Raw genomic sequence first — 16,668 nt, 5'->3', positions numbered from 1 at the left:
CCAATGTAGCCCAAGTCGAAGAAAAGTGCTACAGAGTAGCTACGGCCCGCCCGGGATACCCCGCAGACATGATCAGGATCGGCACGTCGGGCTGGCGCTACCCGGAGTGGCGCGACGGCTTCTACCGCAACGTCCCGCAACGCCGCTGGCTCAGCCACCTGGCCGGCCACGTGAGCACGATCGAGATCAACAGCTCGTTCTACCGGCTCCAGCCACCGTCGAACTACCGCAAGTGGTACGCCGAAACACCGCCGGATTTCACCTTCGCCGTCAAAGGCCCGAAGCTGATCACGCACCTCAAGCGGTTGCGGTACATCGAAGACCCGCTCAAGACCTTCCTCGACTCGCTCGCACTGGGCCCGAAGCAGGGCCCGATCATCTGGCAGCTGCCGCCGTCACTGCGGTTCGACCGCGCGATCCTGAGTGACTTCCTCGCCGCCCTCCCGCCGGGCAGGCACGCGATCGAGCCGCGCCACGAGTCGTTCCGCACCGACGCCTACTTCGACCTGCTGCACGCACACAACGCCGCCCACGTCGTGTCGGACGCGCCGACGTTCCCGTGCATCGAGGCCGTGACCGCCGACTTCGCCTACATCAGGTTGCACGGGCACGACGAGCTGTACATCAGCTCCTACGACGACGAGCAGCTCGACGAGTGGGCGCGGAAGATCCGCGACTGGAACCGCGACACGTACGTCTACTTCGACAACACGATGCACGGCGCCGCACCGGGAAACGCCCAGGCCCTGGCGCAACGCCTGGGCATCCCACTAGCTTCACGTACGTGAAATTCACTCGCGTCTCGGCCACCCTGCTCCTGGCCGCGAGTCTCGTTGCTCCCGCGCAGGCGGAACCGGCGTCCTGGACCGGTCCGCTGAGCACGCGCGGACGGTGGATCGTCGACTCCCACGGCGACCGCTTCAAGCTCAAGTCCGGCAACTGGCACGGTGCGAGCGGCACCTGGAACGGTTCCGGCGACATCAACGACCCCGCCAACCACCACGCCGGCGAGAAGGCCGACCAGGTTCCGCTCGGCCTGGACCGCGCGAGCATGGCCACGATCATCAGCGGCTTCAAGGAGATCGGCGTCAACAGCGTCCGGTTGCCGTTCTCCAGCCAGATGATCAAGGACGGCAACCCGGTCAACGGGCTGAAGGACGCGCGGCTCAACGGCAAGCGGCCGCTGGAGATCTACGACGCGGTCGTCAGCGAGCTGACCGCCAACAATCTCGCCGTCATTCTCAACAACCACACCACCACGTCCCGGTGGTGCTGCGGTGTCGACGGCAACGAGCGGTGGAACACCAGCCAGAGCACGGACCAGTGGGTCAACGACTGGGCGTTCATGGCTGACCGGTACAAGGCCAACAAACGGGTCGTGGGCGCGGACCTCTACAACGAGGTGCGCCGCAACATCTGGGACGACCCCAACTGGGGTTGGGGCAACGACCACGACTGGCACAAGGCGTCACAGCAGGCTGCAGACCGTATACAGCAGACAGCGCCGGACCTTCTGGTCATCGTCGAGGGCATCAACTGGACGGGCATCCCGGTCGACGGCTTCGCGCACGGCAGGCCCACACTGGAGCCGGTCAGGTTCCTCAGCCACACGCTCGCCAACCCCGAGAAGCTCGTCTACAGCGCCCACTTCTACGGCTACACCGGGCCGAACCACAGCGGCGCCACCGGAACCGGCGAAACGAGCGACCCGCGCTACCAGGACCTCTCGCCGCAGGAGCTGACGGACGTCCTGCAGCGCCAGGCGTTCTACATCACCGAGGCGCAGAAGCACTTCACCGCGCCGTTGTGGATCAGCGAGTTCGGCGTCGGCGGCATCGACGAGTCCAACCAGAAGGCGCGGGCCTGGTTCGAGCGCTTCGTCGACCAGCTGATCGCCACGGACACCGACTTCGCCTACTGGCCGTTGGTCGGCTTCCACACCAACAAGACCGGCAACAGCTGGGCGCTGCTTCGCTGGGACGCCAGCGGAAACCGCATCAGCGTCAACGACGGTGACGACTGGCGCGCGTCCGCCTGGAACCGGCTTGTCAACGCACCACAACGATCCAGTCAGATCCCGCGCGAGACCCGGTGGAACATGCTCCTCAAGGAATCGTGCCCGCAGAACGAGAAGCTCGTCGGCATCAGCCACACGGGCAACCGCGGCCTGTGCGTCAGCGGTCCACAGTGGAGCAGCACCACCAGAGTCACCAACGAGCAGTACGTGACCAACGACTGGGCGTCCGGCTACACGAAACTCCAGTGCCCGAACGGAAACGCGGCCGTCGGCTATGCGAACTTCACGCTGGTCTGCGCGCCCATCGCCACCGCGGCGAGCTCACGGGTCCTGTGGTTCGACCGCGGTGACAACCGGCCGGACCAGGGCGGCGACTGGGCCAACGGGAACTACAAGGGCCAGTGCGCGCAGGACGAGCACATCGCCGGCGTCGCCTACAACTGGCGCAGGACACCGGACGCGTTGCTCTGCCGGAAGTGAATTCCGAAATGCTCGAGGAAGGCGGCCGCAGGATCTTCGACAGGAGTTGAGGTCTTGTGGCCGTCTTTCGTGATCACGATCTTCTCGTTGGTCACGGTGATCCGCCCGTCCAGCCTGGCCAGCGTCGCCCGAGGCGCCTTGCGGAAGCCCGACTCCGGCGCGGTCTGCTGCCACCAGCACGTCGGCACGAACTCCGCCAACGAGCGCGGCCGCCGTTCCAGCCGGTACGCGGGCGAGCCGTCCATCAGCACGTCGACATCTGAGCCGTGATCGACCAGCCGGAACGTCCCGAACGGATCCTGCTGGTCCTCCCGCGACGTCCACGACAACGGGTGCAGCGAGAACGCGCCGAACCCCACGTCGGCCAGCCACGCGCCGTCCACCACCAACGCCAGGTGGTCGAACGGCGGCCCGAACGCCTCGCCGTTGAACACCCGCGCGGCCAGCAGCTCGACGGAATAGCCCAAGTCCCGCAACAACTCCGCGAACAACCCGTTGAGCTCGTAGCAGAACCCGCCCCGCCGCCGCGTCACGATCTTGTCGTACAGCCACGGGATCTCCAGCACGATGCGGGTGTCCATGTGGGTGTCGAGGTTCTCGAACGGGACGCTCAGCAGGTGCCGTTCGTGCAGCTCCGCCAACGACGAGTCCCGCGAGGCACCGATGCGCTGTAGGTATTCGTCCACCGTGCCAACATAGCCACATGGGCGAGGTCAGGATCGGCACTTCGGGATGGGTCTACCCACCCTGGCGCGGCAAGTTCTACCCCAAGGGCGTCACGCAGAAGCGCGAGCTGGCCTACCTCAGCGAGCAGCTCAACTCGGTGGAGATCAACGGCTCCTTCTACTCGCTGCAACGCCCGTCCAGCTACCAGAAATGGGCCGCGGAGACCCCGGACGACTTCAAGTTCGCCGTCAAGGGCAGCCGTTTCATCACCCACATGAAGCGCCTCAAGGACGGCAACGAGCTGCTCGCGAACTACCTCGCGTCCGGTGTCCTCGCCCTGGGCCCGAAGCTCGGCCCGATCCTCTGGCAGCTCCCGCCCACGCTGCAGTTCGACGCCGACCTGCTCACCAGCTTCTTCGAGGGCCTCCCCCGCACCACGACGGAGGCGGCCGAGGTCGCCAAGCGCCACGACCACCGCGTCGACCCGGCGCACACCACCACGGACGCCGAACGCCCGATGCGGTACGCCCTCGAAGTCCGTCACGACAGCTTCAAGACGCCGGAGTTCGTCGACCTCCTCAAGCGCCACGACATCGCGCTCGTGGTCGCGGACGCCGCCGGCAAGTACCCGCTGATCGAAGAGGTCACCAGCGACTTCGTCTACGTGCGGCTGCACGGCCACGACGAGCTGTACGTCAGCGGCTACACCGACGAGGGTCTCGACATGTGGGCGAAGAAGGTCAGGAAGTGGCGCAAGCACGGCGACGTCTTCGTGTACTTCGACAACGACGCGAAGGCCTACGCCCCACGTGACGCCAAGGCGCTTCAAGATCGTCTCGCCGATTGACCCAAACGGACGCACACTCGTTTTCTGACGGAGGTGCGCCCATGTCGACGAAGAGCCTCATCGCCGCCTTGGTGATCACTGCGGGCGCGGTTGCCTCCAGTGGTATCGCTGTTGCACAGAGTGACAAGAACTGCGACAAGGGCGAGTTCTGCGTGTGGGCCGGGCCGGACTACACAGGTGCTGTGCAGCGGCTCGACCTGGAGGCCGCGAACCCCGGCGAGTGCATCCCGCTGACCCTCACCGGACGATCCTTCGTGAACCGCCTGAGCAGGGACGCGAGCGTGTACCAGCGCGAGAACTGCTCGACCGAGGCCGAGTTCACCACCTACCCGAAGCACGGCACCTACGTGCCCGACGCGTACTTCGTGATCCGGGCCGTGGAAGTGTGGGGGCCATAACGAGGGCGGACTACTTTAGTCACCCTATGTAACACCACCCGATCGTGTGAGTACTCACCAGTAGGTCTCATTTGGTGCCTAGGTTGCCGCCCTATCGAGTGGTGGCAGCTGGAGGAAATGTGACCGTGGCGGGTGAAGCCGGGTTACTCGAACTGATGGCCGGGCGACTGGCCAAAGACGATCTCACCCCACGTGCGGCGGAACTGGTGCTGGCGGCGTGCCGTGGCGAAGCAGCGCTGGAACGCGCGCTCGCCGGTGTGCCGGCCAAGGAGGAGGTGCCGCGAGAACGCACGGACGGGCCCGGCCAGGGGATTTTCGTGTCGGAGATCCGGGTGCGCGGCTTCCGGGGCATCGGCCCCCAGGCACGCCTGCCGCTGGCACCGGGACCCGGCCTGACCGTCGTCACCGGACGCAACGGAAGTGGCAAGTCGAGCTTCGCCGAGGCCGCGGAACTGGCGCTGACCGGCTACAACGCCCGCTGGACCCGCGCGCGGCACGACGTGTGGCGGCAGGGCTGGCGCAACCTGCACCAGAACGACACCGCCGTCGAGTTGGAGCTCGTCCAAGCCGGGCAGGCGGACCGGACGACGATCCGAAGACGCTGGGCGGCCGACGACGACCTCGCGCAGGGCGACTGGACGCAGGACGACGCGCCGTTCGACGACAGCAGATGGCACGACGCGTTGGAGACCTACCGGCCGTTTCTGCCTTACAGCGAACTGGGGACCGTTCTCGACGCGCAGCCTGAGGACCTCTACGAAGCGCTACACCGTCTGCTGGGGTTAGAAGCTATAACCGAAGCTCAACAGTCTCTCGCTGAGCACCGCAAACGCCTCGCCGAGATCGTCGCCAGACCCTATGACAGGCGTGAACGTGTTCGCACGGAACTGGCAGCGTCTGCCGACGAACGCGCTCGGCGTGCCGCAGAACTGCTCGGCAGCGACTCGCCCGACCTCGATGCGATCGCGGACCTGGCCCTCGGCGCGGAGGTCGGCAGCGGAACGAACCTGCTGCACCAGATCGTGGACCTGCCGCTGCCGCCCGACGACGAGATCGACCGGTGCCGCGAGACCCTCGATCTGGCGTTAGGGGCTGTAACAGTCGTTGCAACGGATAACGCGCAGGACTCGCTCAGGTGCAGCGAGATCCTGCGCCTCGCGATCCAGCTGCAGGAGTCCGGCGGCAACCAGTCGTGCCCGGTGTGCGACCTGGGCCGGCTCGACGGGATGTGGCTCAGCAAGGCCAGGGACCGCGCCGAGCACCTCGCCAAGGCCGCCGCGGAACTGCACGACGCCGCCGACCGGCTGGACGTGGCCGTGGCGGCCACACGGGCGTTGTGCCAGCCGGCGCCGGACGTGCTGAAGGAAGCCCAGGACATGCTGGACACGACCACGGCGCTGCAGGCCTGGCAGGCGTGGGACGACTGCGTCTCGATCGACGACCCGGTGCGGCTGCGGCGAGAACTGTTCGACCGGTATGCAGAGCTCGTACAGGCTGTGGACCAGCTGAAATCCGTCGCCCGTGAGCAGATCGACCGGCGCGACCTGGTGTGGCGGCCGATGGCGCTCGCGTTGTTCGAGTGGCACTCGCAGGCGCAGCAAGCGCTTGCGGACGCCGAGGTGCTCGCCGACGTGACCGAGGCGGAGAACTGGATCCGCAAGACCGCGACGACGTTGCGGTCGGAGCGCATCGCCCCGTTCGCCAAGGAGTCGCAGCGGATCTGGCAGCGCCTGCGGCAGCAGAGCAACGTCGACCTCGGCGCGGTGCGGCTCGGCGGCACCCGCAACGTCGAGCTGGACGTGTCGGTCGACGGCGTCTCGAACTCGGCGCTGGCGGTGATGAGCCAGGGCGAGCTGCACTCGCTGGGGCTCGCGTTGTTCCTGCCGCGCGCGATGGTGGACGAGAGCCCGTTCCGGTTCGTGGTGATCGACGACCCGGTGCAGGCGATGGACCCGTCCAAAGTGGACGGCCTCGCGCAGGTGCTCGCCGATGTCGGGCTGACACGCCAGGTCGTGGTCTTCACCCACGACGAACGTCTGGTCGAAGCACTGCGGCGGTTGCGTTTGAGCGCGACCGTGTGGGAGGTCTGCCGCGGCGAGGAGTCCGTCGTGCAGGTGCGGATGTCCGACGATCCCGTCGGACGGTGCCTGAACGACGCCCGAGCGATGCGCGGTGACGAGGACCTGCCGGAGACGTTGCGGACCGAGCTGGTGGCGTCGTGCTGCCGGGCGGCCCTGGAAGCGGCGTCGCACGCCCGGTTCCGGCGCGAACGGCTCGGGCGCGGCATGGCGCACGCCGAGGTGGAACGCGTGCTGGAGTGCGCGCTGACGACCAGGCAGAAGATCGCGCTGGCCGTGCTCGACGACCTCGGCGAGCCGGGGAAGCTGTTGCCGCACTTGGAGGACGTCGTCGGTTCGTGGGCCGTCGATCTGCTGCAGGCGTGCCGTGTCGGCGGTGACGGTGGCGATCTCGACGTGCTGATCCGCGACACCGAACTGCTCGCGGGGTGGTTGCAGAGATGAGCCTTCCCCCGAACATCCCCGCGGACGTGCGAGACCGCCTGATCTGCGTCGCGAACCTGCTGGCACGCCCCGAGCAGCTCGACGGCGTGCGAATACGGTGCTGCGCGGAGCTGTTGCGCACGGCGGTGGAACGCTCGGTCGCTCGTGCTTGTGGCGCCGAGAACACCGACCAGCCCGTGCACGCGTTGCTGATCAGCCTTCCGTCCCAAGTGGACGCTGACGTGGCGCACGACGCTTCCCAGCTGTGGCACGCGCTGAGCCGCGCTATTCGACACCACGGTTACGAGCTGAACCCGACCGTCGCGGAGCTGCGTGGCTGGCACGCCGACACCGCGTCCGTGGTCGAAGCGCTTCAACCGACCTTGACCCTGTCCGGCACAATCGACCTCACCTGAAGGCGCACCGGTGAAACTGCTGCTGTTCGCAGACCTGCACCTGGACACGCGTTTCGACGACGCCGGTCCCGCGCGGCGCCTGGCGTTGCGCGACACGCTGGGCCGCATCGTGGACCTCGCCCAGGAATCCAACGTCGACGCGGTCCTCTGCGCCGGCGACCTCTACGAGCACGATCGCTGTTCCCCTTCCACGGCTTCGTTCCTGCAGACGTCGTTCGACTGCTCGGTGCCCGTCTTCCTGGTGCCGGGCAACGACGACTGGTACGGGCCGCAGTCCGTCTACCAACAGGTGGACTGGACTCCGAACGTGCACGTGTTCTCCTCGGAGAACATGACGCCCGTGGAGCTCGCCGACGGCGTCACGCTGTGGGGTGCCGCGCACGTCGGCCCCGGCCCGGCGCGGGACTTCCTGGACGGCTTCACGGTCAACCGGTCCGGCGTGAACCTGGCCCTGTGCCACGGATCCGCGCCGGGCGACGTCGCGATCACCGGCCTGGACCACGCGTTCCTGGGCCACGAGCACACGCCCGAGCACGCCGCTCACTACACGTTCCCCGGCAATCCGGACCCGCTGACCGCGGGCGAGACGGGCGAGCGCGGCGCCGTTCTGTGCACCGTGCACGACGACGGCACGGTGTCACGCGAAGTGTTCGACGTGTCGGCGTCCCGGTCGCTCGGCCTGCTGGCCGAGTCGTCGGAGGCTTTTCCGTTGCTCTACTTCGATTCCGTTGCCGCTGAACGAACCGTGCGCGGCCAGTTCGTGCGTGACGTGCTGGCGGATCCGTCTCTGGACGCTGGTATGCGCGGCCGCGTGCTCGCGACGGGCCTGCGCGCGCTGGAGGAACGATGAAGATCGAGTCGGTGACCGCGGACGCCTTCGGGCCTCTGCACGGCCGGACCCTGCCGCTGGCGCCGGGCCTGACCGTGGTGTCGGGCGTGAACGAGTCCGCGAAGTCCTCCTGGCACGCCGCCATCCGTGCGGCTCTGTGCGGCGAACCGTCGACACGGCACCGGCCCTGGCACGGCGAGTCCTGGCGCGTGGCCGCCACGGTGTCGCTGGAGTCAGGCGAGGTCGTGTGCGTCGACCGCGACCTCAACAACGACACGGCTCCCGACGTCGCGCGGCGGCTCGGCCTGGACCGCACGTCGTTCGCCGCCACCGCCTGCGTCGACCAGGCTCAGCTCCTGTCGGTGCTGGACGCGGCCGACGGCCTGCAGGACCACCTGCGCCGTGCCGCCGCCACCGCCGGCACGGACGGCACCGTCGAACAGGCTTTGCAACGCCTGAACGCGCCTGTCGACGCGCTGCGCGACGCCCGCAACCGCTTGCGTGAAGCCGAAACGGACCTGGGCGTGGCTCGCCGCGAACACGCGCGGTACCTGGAGCTGAGGACGCAAGCCCGTTCCGCCGCCGCTGCCCGCGCGCGCTTGGCCGTCCAGTCGCACGCCGAGTCGTTGGAAGCGCTGACCACTCGTGCCGCTCGCCTGGCGTCGCTGCAGGAACGTTTCGGCGACGCGCCACCGTCCGGCCTGGCCGCCCAGGAGGAGCTGACCCACCTGGTCAACCGCGCGCTGGCCGCGTGGCGCGCCGCACCGACACCGCGCGTGCTGACCGGCCCGTCGGCGTCGACCCTGGAAGGCGAACTGGAGGCCCTGCCTCAGTTCCCCATCGGCGAGACCGCGCTGGACGACGAACTCCGCGTGGTGGCCAGCGCCTACGAAACCGCTTCCGCCGTCGCCGCCGCCCACAACGAACGCCGCCCCATGCCCGAGACGTCCGCCGAACCGTCGGTTCTTCGCGGCTTGGCCACACGTCTGGACCCGGTCAGCGGCTCCCGTCTCACCACCGCGTCCATCGAGGTGGACGGCGCCCGCCAGTTCCAGGACGAGGCCGCCGCCAACGCGGCCCGCGTGCAGGTCGAGGCCGACGTGGCGGCCGCGCGGGTGCAGGAGATCGCGATGCCGAACCCGTTCCTGCGCAACACCTTGCTGGCCCTGAGCTGCCTGACCTCGGTGGTCGGCGTGCTGCTCTTCCTGGTGGACCAGCAGATGGCCGCCATCGGTGTCCTCGTCGCGGCCCTGATCGCCGGCATCGGCGGCGCCCTGGCCCGCGGCAACGCACCCCAGCGCGAAGCGGCCGTCACCTTCGCCGCCGAAAAAGCGGCCGCCGCGAACCAGGCGCGCAGCCTGCTGTTCGTGGCGGACCGCGAACTCGCCGAGGCCGAGGGCCAGCGCGCGGTGGCGCTGGAAGCCGCGCGCGTGCACGAAGAAGCTGTCGCGTCGTGTGCCGCACTGGGCGTGCCGGCCGACCGCGAAACGTTGTGGCGCCTGGCCAATCGCCCGGCCTGGGAAGCCTCGCACACCGACCTGGTGTGCGAGGTGGCCCGCACCGAGAAGGCCGTCCGCGTGGAACTAGCCGCGCGAGGCAAGATCGACAACACGATGTCCGTGCCCGACCTGCTGATCGACTACGAGACCGACTGCAAGGTCCGCGCGCGCCAGGCGTTGATGGCCGCCCAACGCCCGTTGCTCGCCCAAGCCCTGGAAGACCGCCGCATGGCCGAGGCCACCGTCGCCGAGGCCAAGATCGCGCACAACCGCGCACTGTTCTTGCTGCGCAACGCCGTGACGGCGATAGGCGGCTCCGGCGAACGCCCCGAGGACCTGCTGCGCGCCGTCGCCGAGTGGCAACGCGGCTGGGACCGCATGCTGCGTGAGGCCGAGGAGGAGCGCAACGCGTGGGCCGAACTGCAATCTCTCCTGGCGAACGGCACTTTGGACGATCTGGAGGCCCAGCTCTCCGCCGCCCAGACCCACCACGCATCACTGATCGAGGACGCCGATCGTTACGCCGCATGCGATCCCGTTGATCCGTCGATGGCTGCGTCTTGTGAGTCCCTGGCGGCGACCGTTGCCGAGGTGGCACGGGTTCTGCGCAGCGTTCCGGAGGCTGAGGAGGCGGTGTCGTCCGCCACCGCCGTGCTGGCCGAGGTGACGGCTGAGGTGGAGGCGATCGACCTGGCGTCGCGGTATCTGACCGCGGCTCGGGAGAAGGTGCACAGCACGATCGCTCCGGCGCTGGAAGGCACTTTGCGCTCGTGGCTGCCTTCGGTGACCGACGGGCGGTACGTGGATGCTGCCGTGGATCCGGTGTCGTTGACCGTGCGTGTGTGTGCGGCTTCTGAGGCGTGGCACCAGGCTTCGCGTCTGTCCTTGGGCACGGCGGAGCAGGTCTATCTGCTGCTGCGGGTGGCGCTGGCTCAGCACCTTGCTACCGAGGCGTGCCCGTTGTTGTTGGACGACGTGACCGTGCAGGCCGATGATGCCCGCACTCGTGCGGTGCTGGACCTGTTGCTGCGGTTGTCGGAGGACCGGCAGATCGTGTTGTTCGCTCAGGAGACCGCGGTGGTGGAGTGGGCGAAGGAGCGGCTGGGTGAGCGGGACTTGCTGCACCAGCTCACGCCCGTGGCGGCCTGAACCGGCGAGAGGGCACGAGCGCGACGACCCGGTCGGCAACGTCCTCCGGGTCGTCGTGCTCCCACACGCGTACAACGAGCCAGCCTGCGGCCGCGAGCTGCACATCGGTGTCCCGATCGCGGACGACCACACCGTGCAGCTTGACCTCCCACCAGTCGCGGTTCGCCTTCGGCAGTTGGCCGTGCTCCGGGCACGAGTGCCAGAAGCACCCGTCGACGAACAACGCGATCCTGGCCCCTCGCAGCAGCACGTCGACGCGTCTGTGCCGATTGGTGCCAGGCGGCGCGACGTCCACGAGGTAGCGCAACCCCCTCCGGTGCAGCGCCCGCCGGACCGCCAACTCGGGCGCGGTGCCGGTTCTGCGAGTCCTGCGCATCACCCGCGAGGTCGCCTCCGAGGTGGCGGGCGGTGCGGGTCCTGCATCGACGTAGCGGTACATGAGCTGCAGTTTCCCGGAATTGTCAGACCCCGTCGCTACCGTCGGACCCATGACCAACGCCGCCTTCCGCAAGCTGACCCCGAGCACCGACGAGAGGCTCGCCGAGCTGGGGCTGCGCCTCGCCGTCCTGGACCGCGCGATCGCCGCCGGCATCGACGCGCGGGCCGCCTCGCCTCCGTTCGGGCCGACCAACGCGCCGGGGCTGCTCGACTGGATTCACCGGGTGGGCACGTTGCGGCGGTTGCTGGCGGCGGAGGGGTGGCAGCGGCTCGACCACTGGAACGCGGGGCTCGTGCGGCATCCGTCCCGGCCGATCGTCCTGGGGACGTTGCAGGGGAATCGGGGGACGGGGTCGCAGGACGCGCCATTGCGCAGTGACTACGCGAAGGGGCCTGCGATCGCGGCGATGATGCGGGACAACGACCACGACCAGTTCGCGCTGTTCGAGAACGTGCGCACCGAGGGGCTGAAGCTGTGGTTCCTGGTCACATATCCGTTGCAGCTGGAGGATCGGCTGGTGGTGTTGCGGGAGGTGTCGCAGCCGGAACCGACGCCGCAGAACCAAATCATCGAACGGTGGGCGCATCGGATTCCGTTGCCGCCGCTGGAGTTCCCGCTGCTCAAGGCGCCCAATGTGGACGGGCCCGAGGAGGTGGACTTTCCGATCGCGTTGAGGCGGTGAGCCAACACCAGAGGCGAACGCGTCACCGGGCGACGTTCAGCGCGACCTCGGCCAGTGCTCCGGCGCCCACCAGGAGCACCAGGGTGAGCACGGCCAGCAAGATCGTCTCGCCACGGCCGGTCGCACGCCCGATCCGGTAGTTCGCGGCGAGGCCCAGCAGTGCGCAGCAGAGCGGAGCCGCCCACACCGGGTGCGGCCACCTGATCATGCCCACTAGCGGCAACGCCAGGAGCGCCAAGCCGAGCAGCCAGGCGCCCACGCGGGCGTTGCGCAGGATCGAGTCCTGCGTCAGGTCGTCATCCCTCGGGGCCACGCCACCACGTCCGATCAGAGACGTGCTCGAAGCTACGGCAACCGGCGGCAGCACGCCGAGCGTTCGAATCTTCGTCCGGCTTACCGAGGCCCGCGTGGCATCGCGACGCGGCAGAGGTGACAATGGCCGGATCATGCTCACCCCCTCGCGACTCACGCTGGCCCGCACCCGGCGCGGACTCACCGCGGCCGAGCTCGCGCGCAAGTCCGGGGTACCGGCGCGGGCGATCGGCGAGTACGAGCGCGGGGTGCGCAGTCCGCGGCCGTCCACAACGGAGTCGCTGGCGGCGGCCCTCGGCTTTCCGGCGTCCTTTCTGACGGCGACGGAACCGCCGCGGCCGCAGAACGCCCCCGAAGGCGTGGCCACGGCGGCCGCACAGTTGGCGATCGAGTTCAACGCGTGGCTGGAGCGGCTGTTCGTCCTGCCGCAGCCGGACCTGCCGCCGCCGAGGACGTCGCCGGAAGAGACGCGGCGAGGGTGGCGGCTCGACACGCTGCCGGCGCCGAACATGGTGCAGCTGCTGGAGTCGCGCGGCGTGCGGGTGTTCTCGCTGCCGGTGGACTGCGCCGAGCAGGAGGCGTTCTCCTGCTGGCACAACGGGACGCCCTACGTGTTCCTCAACCCGGCGGCGACGCCGGAGCAGGCTCGGTTCGACGCCGTGACGCAGCTAGCCGTCCTGCTCGGGCATGAGGAAGCGGAGAGCTACGCCGCCGAGTTCCTCATGCCCGGGAAGATGCTGCACGGCACGGACCACAGCCATTGGCACGTCTCCGAGGCGCAGTTCGCGACGCGCGCGAACTCGAGCAGGCAAGGCCACATGGCTCGCCGGGAGACGTCGAAGCTGCTGACCAAGGTGTTCAAGGTGCTGCGCGAGAACGGCACGACGCCGCTCCACGTCGCCAAAGAGCTGAATCTGGGCCTGGAAGAGCTCAACGGCCTGGTGTTCGGGCTGGTGCTCACGGCGCTGCCCGGTGGCGGAGAACCCGGGCCGAGAGGCCGCGCGCGCCTGACCCTGGTCCACTGATCGAAGGCCTGACGAACTACGCGTTCTGACCGCCCACGGCCGCGATGTCCGGTTATGCGGTGTTCCGCGTAGAAGCTCACCGAGGAAATCGCGGCCACCGATGGCTGACGATCCCGACTCCTCGGCACGTCCTGGTCACGCGCTGGAGTTTCCGACTGGTTGTACTAGGCCAAACGAGCGGTTTGTGAAACGCAGCGCCCCGGATACCCGACACTGAGAGTGACGGGTAGCTGAGTCGGGAGGACAGCCCATGACGATGCAGCAACGCACAGAGCCTTCGCCCGCCGCAGTCTTGATCTCCGTTGCCGTGCTCGCGCTGGTTCTGACCGTTGCTTTCGGCCCGCTGGGCTTCGTCATCGGGCTCGCGTTGTTCGCGTTGATGTTCATCGGCACCAAGAACAGAGCGACGGAGCAGCTCGTCCCCGTGCGCACCCGCTCCCGCATCCGCCGCCTGTCCACGGCGGGGCGGGTCGCGATCGTCGGCGAGTCGCACTACCAGGACGCCATCGCCGAGGTCGCGAGGCACGCGACGGCGCGGACGATCGAGGAAGCCATCCCGGCGACCGCGGTCCTCGTGCCCGAACCGGTCAACCGCCACGACCACCAGGCCGTCCGGGTCGACCTGCTGCGCGGCGACGGCTCCGCGATCACCGCCGGCTACCTGCGCGGCGACCAGGCCGCCGGCTACCAGCCGCTTCTCGTCCAACTCGCCGAGCGCGGCGAGGTCGGATCGTGCCCGGCCCGGATCGTGGGCGGTGGCCAGCGCTACTACGGCGTCCACCTGCACCTAGGCGCTCCGCGGTTGCTGCTGCTCGACCACGAGGCCCTCGGCACCGCACCGACGATGCCCGCCGAGCACCAGGTCAACGTCACGGGCGAGGAAGCCCATCAGCACGTGCTGCACCGCGTGGTCAACGGGCGGACGCCCGTCCACGTCATCGCGGAACTCCGCGACTGCCGCATCGCCAAGGGAACACACGTCGGCGAGCACACGCTCGAGGTGCTCCTGGAAGGCGAACGCGTCGGCCAGCTCAGCTACGCGATGGGGTTGCGCTACTGCGACCTGGCGCAGGAGTGGCGCGCCCGCACGGGGCGGGCGCTCTGCGAAGCCGTCATCACCAACGAGGGCACGCGGGGCCTTCAGACGAATCTGCTGCTGCCCAAGTAGTCGTCGAACGTGCGCGGCTCACGACCCAGAACGCGCTGCACGCCGTCGGACAGATGCGCCTCTTCTCCCGTGCGGATGCGCACGAGCAGCATCGTGACGAGGTCGGCGATCTCGTCCGGGTAGCCGAGCTCGCGCATCGAGGCGGCGAACTCGTCCGCAGCGACGTCTGTATACAGAATGGGGTCGCCAGTCACCGTGACGATGCGCGCCAGCATCTCGGCGAACGACAGCGACTCGGAGCCGCTCAACTCGTAGGTCTGGCCGGCGTGGCCTGGCTGGGTCAGCGCGACGACTGCGACCTCGGCAATATCCAGTACATCAATGAACGGGTGGATGCCCTGACCTGCGGGGACGGCCAGCTCGCCGTGCTGGACGGGCGCGGCGAACATGTCCTCGTCGAAGTTCTGCATGAACCACGTCGGGCGCAGGATCGTCCACTCGACGCCCGACTCCTTGATCGCGGCCTCGAAGGGATCGTCATCGGGAGCGCCGCGCATGGAGAGCAGGACGAGGCGGGTGACGCCGGACTTCACGGCCAGTGCAACGAACTCCGGGAGCAGCGCGGGGTTGTCCGGCGGGACGACGTAGACCGCGGTGGTGCCGGCGAGGGCGGGCTCCCAGGTGTCGGCGTCGTTCCAGTCGAACCTCGTGGACGACGACCTAGACGCCGGTCGGGCTGCTCGACCGAGGAGTGCGGTGACGCGGCGGCCGGTCTTGCCGGTGGCGGCGAGCACGAGGACGGTGTCCGATTCGAGGGCGGGCTTGATGTCGTTCGGCGTTGTCATGACTAGAGCTAATCAACGTTGACGCGGACGATCCATGCTTGATCGACCGGCATCCTTGCTCGTTCGTCCACGTGGTACTTAGTGGGTCATGAGTGAGCGTGATCTCGTGGACCTGAGGGATGCGTTGCGGGCCTTTGCCGCCGCCCGCGACTGGGACAGCTACCACACGCCCAAGAATCTGGTGATGGCGTTGTCCGCGGAGGTCGGCGAGCTCACCGACCTCTTCCAGTGGCTCACGCCCGAAGAGGCGAAGAATGCAATGAAAGACCCAGACCTCGCTTGGAACGTGCGAGACGAGCTCGCGGACGTGATGCACTACCTCACCAGGCTGGCGGACAAGCTCGGAGTCGACCTCGTCGAGGCCGCGTTCGCCAAGATCGAACGCAATGAGCGGCGGTTCCCCACCGGCAGCCTGCGTCCTGTCCCCCTAGATGACGCCGTCGAGAAGGGTGAGCTGTGAGTCTCCAGAGCGTGCAGGCACTGCACGTGCACCAAAAGGTCACGTTCATGTCCAACCGTTACGAGGTCTTCGCCGACAACGCCGGCGAGCCCGGCGAACTGGTCGGGTACGCGGAGCAGAAGAAGTTCAAGATCAAGGAACGGATCACGATCTACACCGACTCGTCCAAGAGCCAGGTGCTGTTCGAGTTCAACGCCCGCAAGGCGCTCGATCTGGGTAGCGGCTACGACGTGACGGACGCGCACGGGCAGTCGATCGGGGTGTTCCGCAAGGACTTCGCGAAGTCCTTGCTGCGCTCGACGTGGCACCTGGAGCAGCCGGGCTGGGGCACCACGACGGGCGCCGAGCGGAACAAGGTGTTCGCGGTGATCCGCCGGCTGTGGGGCTGGATCCCGTACATCGGCGAAGCGCCGTTCCCCATGCGGTACCACTTCGACTTCACGCAGGAGAACGGCGCTCCCGTGTTCAGCGTCGACAAGAAGACCTGGATCCGCGACCACTACGTGGTGCCGATCCAGGATCCCGGCGTCGACCGGCGGCTCGTGATCGCTCAAGCCGTCGCGCTCGACGCGCTGCAGTCCCGCTAGAGGTACGTGAGCAGGAGGAGGATCAGGCACACCAGCAGCACGACGCCGAGCACTGCGGGCAGGAATGACTGCGAGGACGGCGCGGGCTCGCGGGCGTGCCTGCCCCGCCTCCTGCGCGCTCGCCACCGCAAAGGTGCCTCCCCTGCCCACTGACCGTTCATGACGATCACGGTAGGGACCGGGAAGCCGGGCTTGACTCGCGTCACCCGCTCGCCAGGGGTACGTCACCCTGACGGCCGCTCCCAGGCAATTAGGCGCAGTCGAAAAAGCCCTGCGGGGAGCGCGTGAAGCGCTCAACCCGCAGGGCCAAATTAAGTTCGGCGGCGACCTACTCTCCCACACCGTAACCAGTGCAGTACCATCGGCGCAGAAGGGCTTAACTACCGGGTTCGGAATGGGACCGGGTGT

The 16,668-nt window shown here is 68.2% G+C and carries 18 protein-coding genes and 1 rRNA gene; 13 read left to right on the top strand and 6 right to left on the bottom strand.

Features of this window, described 5'->3' with window-relative positions; all coding sequences use genetic code 11:
* Positions 1-68: 68 nt before the first annotated feature.
* Together ABZ345_RS28995 and ABZ345_RS28990 are read left to right on the top strand one after the other, a co-directional pair.
* On the top strand, positions 69-788 hold the full coding sequence (locus ABZ345_RS28995; protein WP_359855338.1) for a DUF72 domain-containing protein: 720 nt from the start codon (positions 69-71) through the stop codon (positions 786-788).
* Positions 785-2,497 carry a cellulase family glycosylhydrolase gene (locus ABZ345_RS28990; RefSeq protein ID WP_359855336.1) on the top strand — a complete coding sequence of 571 codons (1,713 nt, stop codon included), beginning with the start codon at positions 785-787 and terminating at the stop codon, positions 2,495-2,497. Before ABZ345_RS28995 ends, ABZ345_RS28990 begins: the two co-directional genes overlap by 4 nt.
* Here the strand turns inward: ABZ345_RS28990 and ABZ345_RS28985 are convergent.
* The gene (locus tag ABZ345_RS28985) at positions 2,452-3,183 is read right to left on the bottom strand and encodes an arylamine N-acetyltransferase (RefSeq protein WP_359855333.1); all 732 of its coding nucleotides are present in this window, start codon (positions 3,181-3,183) and stop codon (positions 2,452-2,454) included. The genes ABZ345_RS28990 and ABZ345_RS28985 overlap by 46 nt on opposite strands.
* 17 nt (positions 3,184-3,200) lie before the next feature.
* Between ABZ345_RS28985 and ABZ345_RS28980 the strand changes: the two genes are divergently transcribed.
* The 6 genes from ABZ345_RS28980 to ABZ345_RS28955 all read left to right on the top strand — a co-directional run bounded on the left by ABZ345_RS28980 (position 3,201) and on the right by ABZ345_RS28955 (position 10,802).
* Positions 3,201-4,010 carry a DUF72 domain-containing protein gene (locus tag ABZ345_RS28980; protein ID WP_359855331.1) on the top strand — a complete coding sequence of 270 codons (810 nt, stop codon included), beginning with the start codon at positions 3,201-3,203 and terminating at the stop codon, positions 4,008-4,010.
* Between the two features lie 41 nt (positions 4,011-4,051).
* Complete coding sequence (locus ABZ345_RS28975; protein ID WP_359855329.1) at positions 4,052-4,408, top strand: peptidase inhibitor family I36 protein; 357 nt, start codon at positions 4,052-4,054, stop codon at positions 4,406-4,408.
* 125 nt (positions 4,409-4,533) lie between these two features.
* Entirely contained in the window at positions 4,534-6,930 is a 2,397-nt protein-coding gene (locus tag ABZ345_RS28970) for an AAA family ATPase (RefSeq protein WP_359855326.1), read from the top strand.
* Positions 6,927-7,325 carry a hypothetical protein gene (locus ABZ345_RS28965; protein WP_359855323.1) on the top strand — a complete coding sequence of 133 codons (399 nt, stop codon included), beginning with the start codon at positions 6,927-6,929 and terminating at the stop codon, positions 7,323-7,325. Before ABZ345_RS28970 ends, ABZ345_RS28965 begins: the two co-directional genes overlap by 4 nt.
* Before the next feature lie 10 nt (positions 7,326-7,335).
* On the top strand, positions 7,336-8,175 hold the full coding sequence (locus tag ABZ345_RS28960) for a metallophosphoesterase (RefSeq protein ID WP_359855320.1): 840 nt from the start codon (positions 7,336-7,338) through the stop codon (positions 8,173-8,175).
* Positions 8,172-10,802 carry an AAA family ATPase gene (locus ABZ345_RS28955; protein WP_359855317.1) on the top strand — a complete coding sequence of 877 codons (2,631 nt, stop codon included), beginning with the start codon at positions 8,172-8,174 and terminating at the stop codon, positions 10,800-10,802. The genes ABZ345_RS28960 and ABZ345_RS28955 overlap by 4 nt, the downstream gene beginning before the upstream one ends.
* Here the strand turns inward: ABZ345_RS28955 and ABZ345_RS28950 are convergent.
* Positions 10,783-11,241, bottom strand: coding sequence for a very short patch repair endonuclease (locus ABZ345_RS28950; RefSeq protein ID WP_359855314.1), 459 nt, complete (start codon positions 11,239-11,241; stop codon positions 10,783-10,785). The genes ABZ345_RS28955 and ABZ345_RS28950 overlap by 20 nt on opposite strands.
* A 49-nt stretch (positions 11,242-11,290) precedes the next feature.
* On the opposite strand from ABZ345_RS28950, the gene ABZ345_RS28945 reads away from it, so the two are divergent.
* On the top strand, positions 11,291-11,923 hold the full coding sequence (locus tag ABZ345_RS28945; RefSeq protein ID WP_359855311.1) for a hypothetical protein: 633 nt from the start codon (positions 11,291-11,293) through the stop codon (positions 11,921-11,923).
* A gap of 22 nt (positions 11,924-11,945) precedes the next feature.
* On the opposite strand, the gene ABZ345_RS28940 is transcribed toward ABZ345_RS28945, so the two are convergent.
* On the bottom strand, positions 11,946-12,236 hold the full coding sequence (locus ABZ345_RS28940; RefSeq protein ID WP_359855308.1) for a hypothetical protein: 291 nt from the start codon (positions 12,234-12,236) through the stop codon (positions 11,946-11,948).
* 133 nt (positions 12,237-12,369) lie between these two features.
* Here ABZ345_RS28940 and ABZ345_RS28935 point away from each other — a divergent pair, with 133 nt between their 5' ends.
* Complete coding sequence (locus ABZ345_RS28935) at positions 12,370-13,260, top strand: XRE family transcriptional regulator (protein WP_359855305.1); 891 nt, start codon at positions 12,370-12,372, stop codon at positions 13,258-13,260.
* Positions 13,261-13,510: 250 nt separating this feature from the next.
* Positions 13,511-14,428: a hypothetical protein gene (locus ABZ345_RS28930; RefSeq protein WP_359855302.1), complete on the top strand. Its 918-nt coding sequence runs from the start codon at positions 13,511-13,513 to the stop codon at positions 14,426-14,428.
* Here the strand turns inward: ABZ345_RS28930 and ABZ345_RS28925 are convergent.
* Positions 14,401-15,213, bottom strand: coding sequence for an SDR family NAD(P)-dependent oxidoreductase (locus tag ABZ345_RS28925; RefSeq protein ID WP_359855299.1), 813 nt, complete (start codon positions 15,211-15,213; stop codon positions 14,401-14,403). The genes ABZ345_RS28930 and ABZ345_RS28925 overlap by 28 nt on opposite strands.
* Positions 15,214-15,301: 88 nt before the next feature.
* Between ABZ345_RS28925 and ABZ345_RS28920 the strand changes: the two genes are divergently transcribed.
* Both ABZ345_RS28920 and ABZ345_RS28915 read left to right on the top strand, forming a co-directional pair.
* A complete protein-coding gene (locus ABZ345_RS28920; protein WP_359855296.1) occupies positions 15,302-15,673 on the top strand; it encodes a nucleotide pyrophosphohydrolase in 372 nt (123 codons plus the stop codon).
* Positions 15,670-16,260 carry a hypothetical protein gene (locus tag ABZ345_RS28915; RefSeq protein ID WP_359855294.1) on the top strand — a complete coding sequence of 197 codons (591 nt, stop codon included), beginning with the start codon at positions 15,670-15,672 and terminating at the stop codon, positions 16,258-16,260. Before ABZ345_RS28920 ends, ABZ345_RS28915 begins: the two co-directional genes overlap by 4 nt.
* Here ABZ345_RS28915 and ABZ345_RS28910 read toward each other — a convergent pair.
* Positions 16,257-16,421: a hypothetical protein gene (locus tag ABZ345_RS28910; protein ID WP_156213378.1), complete on the bottom strand. Its 165-nt coding sequence runs from the start codon at positions 16,419-16,421 to the stop codon at positions 16,257-16,259. The two genes, ABZ345_RS28915 and ABZ345_RS28910, sit on opposite strands and share 4 nt — an antisense overlap.
* Before the next feature lie 154 nt (positions 16,422-16,575).
* Positions 16,576-16,668: ribosomal RNA gene (gene rrf / locus ABZ345_RS28905) — 5S ribosomal RNA — on the bottom strand; the annotation flags it as partial.

It is taken from the genome of Lentzea sp. NPDC005914 (genome assembly GCF_040629405.1).
Lineage (GTDB): Bacteria > Actinomycetota > Actinomycetes > Mycobacteriales > Pseudonocardiaceae > Lentzea.
Note: the sequence above shows the minus strand (reverse complement) of the source record. Positions and strands in the feature narration are given on the sequence as shown.

Bases quoted from the DNA above. Each gene is read 5' to 3' on its own strand.
- ABZ345_RS28995 (WP_359855338.1), top strand. From the start codon at position 69: ATGATCAGGATCGGCACGTCGGGCTGGCGCTACCCGGAGTGGCGCGAC.
- ABZ345_RS28980 (WP_359855331.1), top strand. From the start codon at position 3,201: ATGGGCGAGGTCAGGATCGGCACTTCGGGATGGGTCTACCCACCCTGG.
- ABZ345_RS28975 (WP_359855329.1), top strand. From the start codon at position 4,052: ATGTCGACGAAGAGCCTCATCGCCGCCTTGGTGATCACTGCGGGCGCG.
- ABZ345_RS28965 (WP_359855323.1), top strand. From the start codon at position 6,927: ATGAGCCTTCCCCCGAACATCCCCGCGGACGTGCGAGACCGCCTGATC.
- ABZ345_RS28955 (WP_359855317.1), top strand. From the start codon at position 8,172: ATGAAGATCGAGTCGGTGACCGCGGACGCCTTCGGGCCTCTGCACGGC.
- ABZ345_RS28950 (WP_359855314.1), bottom strand. From the start codon at position 11,241: ATGTACCGCTACGTCGATGCAGGACCCGCACCGCCCGCCACCTCGGAG.
- ABZ345_RS28945 (WP_359855311.1), top strand. From the start codon at position 11,291: ATGACCAACGCCGCCTTCCGCAAGCTGACCCCGAGCACCGACGAGAGG.
- ABZ345_RS28935 (WP_359855305.1), top strand. From the start codon at position 12,370: ATGCTCACCCCCTCGCGACTCACGCTGGCCCGCACCCGGCGCGGACTC.
- ABZ345_RS28930 (WP_359855302.1), top strand. From the start codon at position 13,511: ATGACGATGCAGCAACGCACAGAGCCTTCGCCCGCCGCAGTCTTGATC.
- ABZ345_RS28925 (WP_359855299.1), bottom strand. From the start codon at position 15,213: ATGACAACGCCGAACGACATCAAGCCCGCCCTCGAATCGGACACCGTC.
- ABZ345_RS28920 (WP_359855296.1), top strand. From the start codon at position 15,302: ATGAGTGAGCGTGATCTCGTGGACCTGAGGGATGCGTTGCGGGCCTTT.
- ABZ345_RS28910 (WP_156213378.1), bottom strand. From the start codon at position 16,421: ATGAACGGTCAGTGGGCAGGGGAGGCACCTTTGCGGTGGCGAGCGCGC.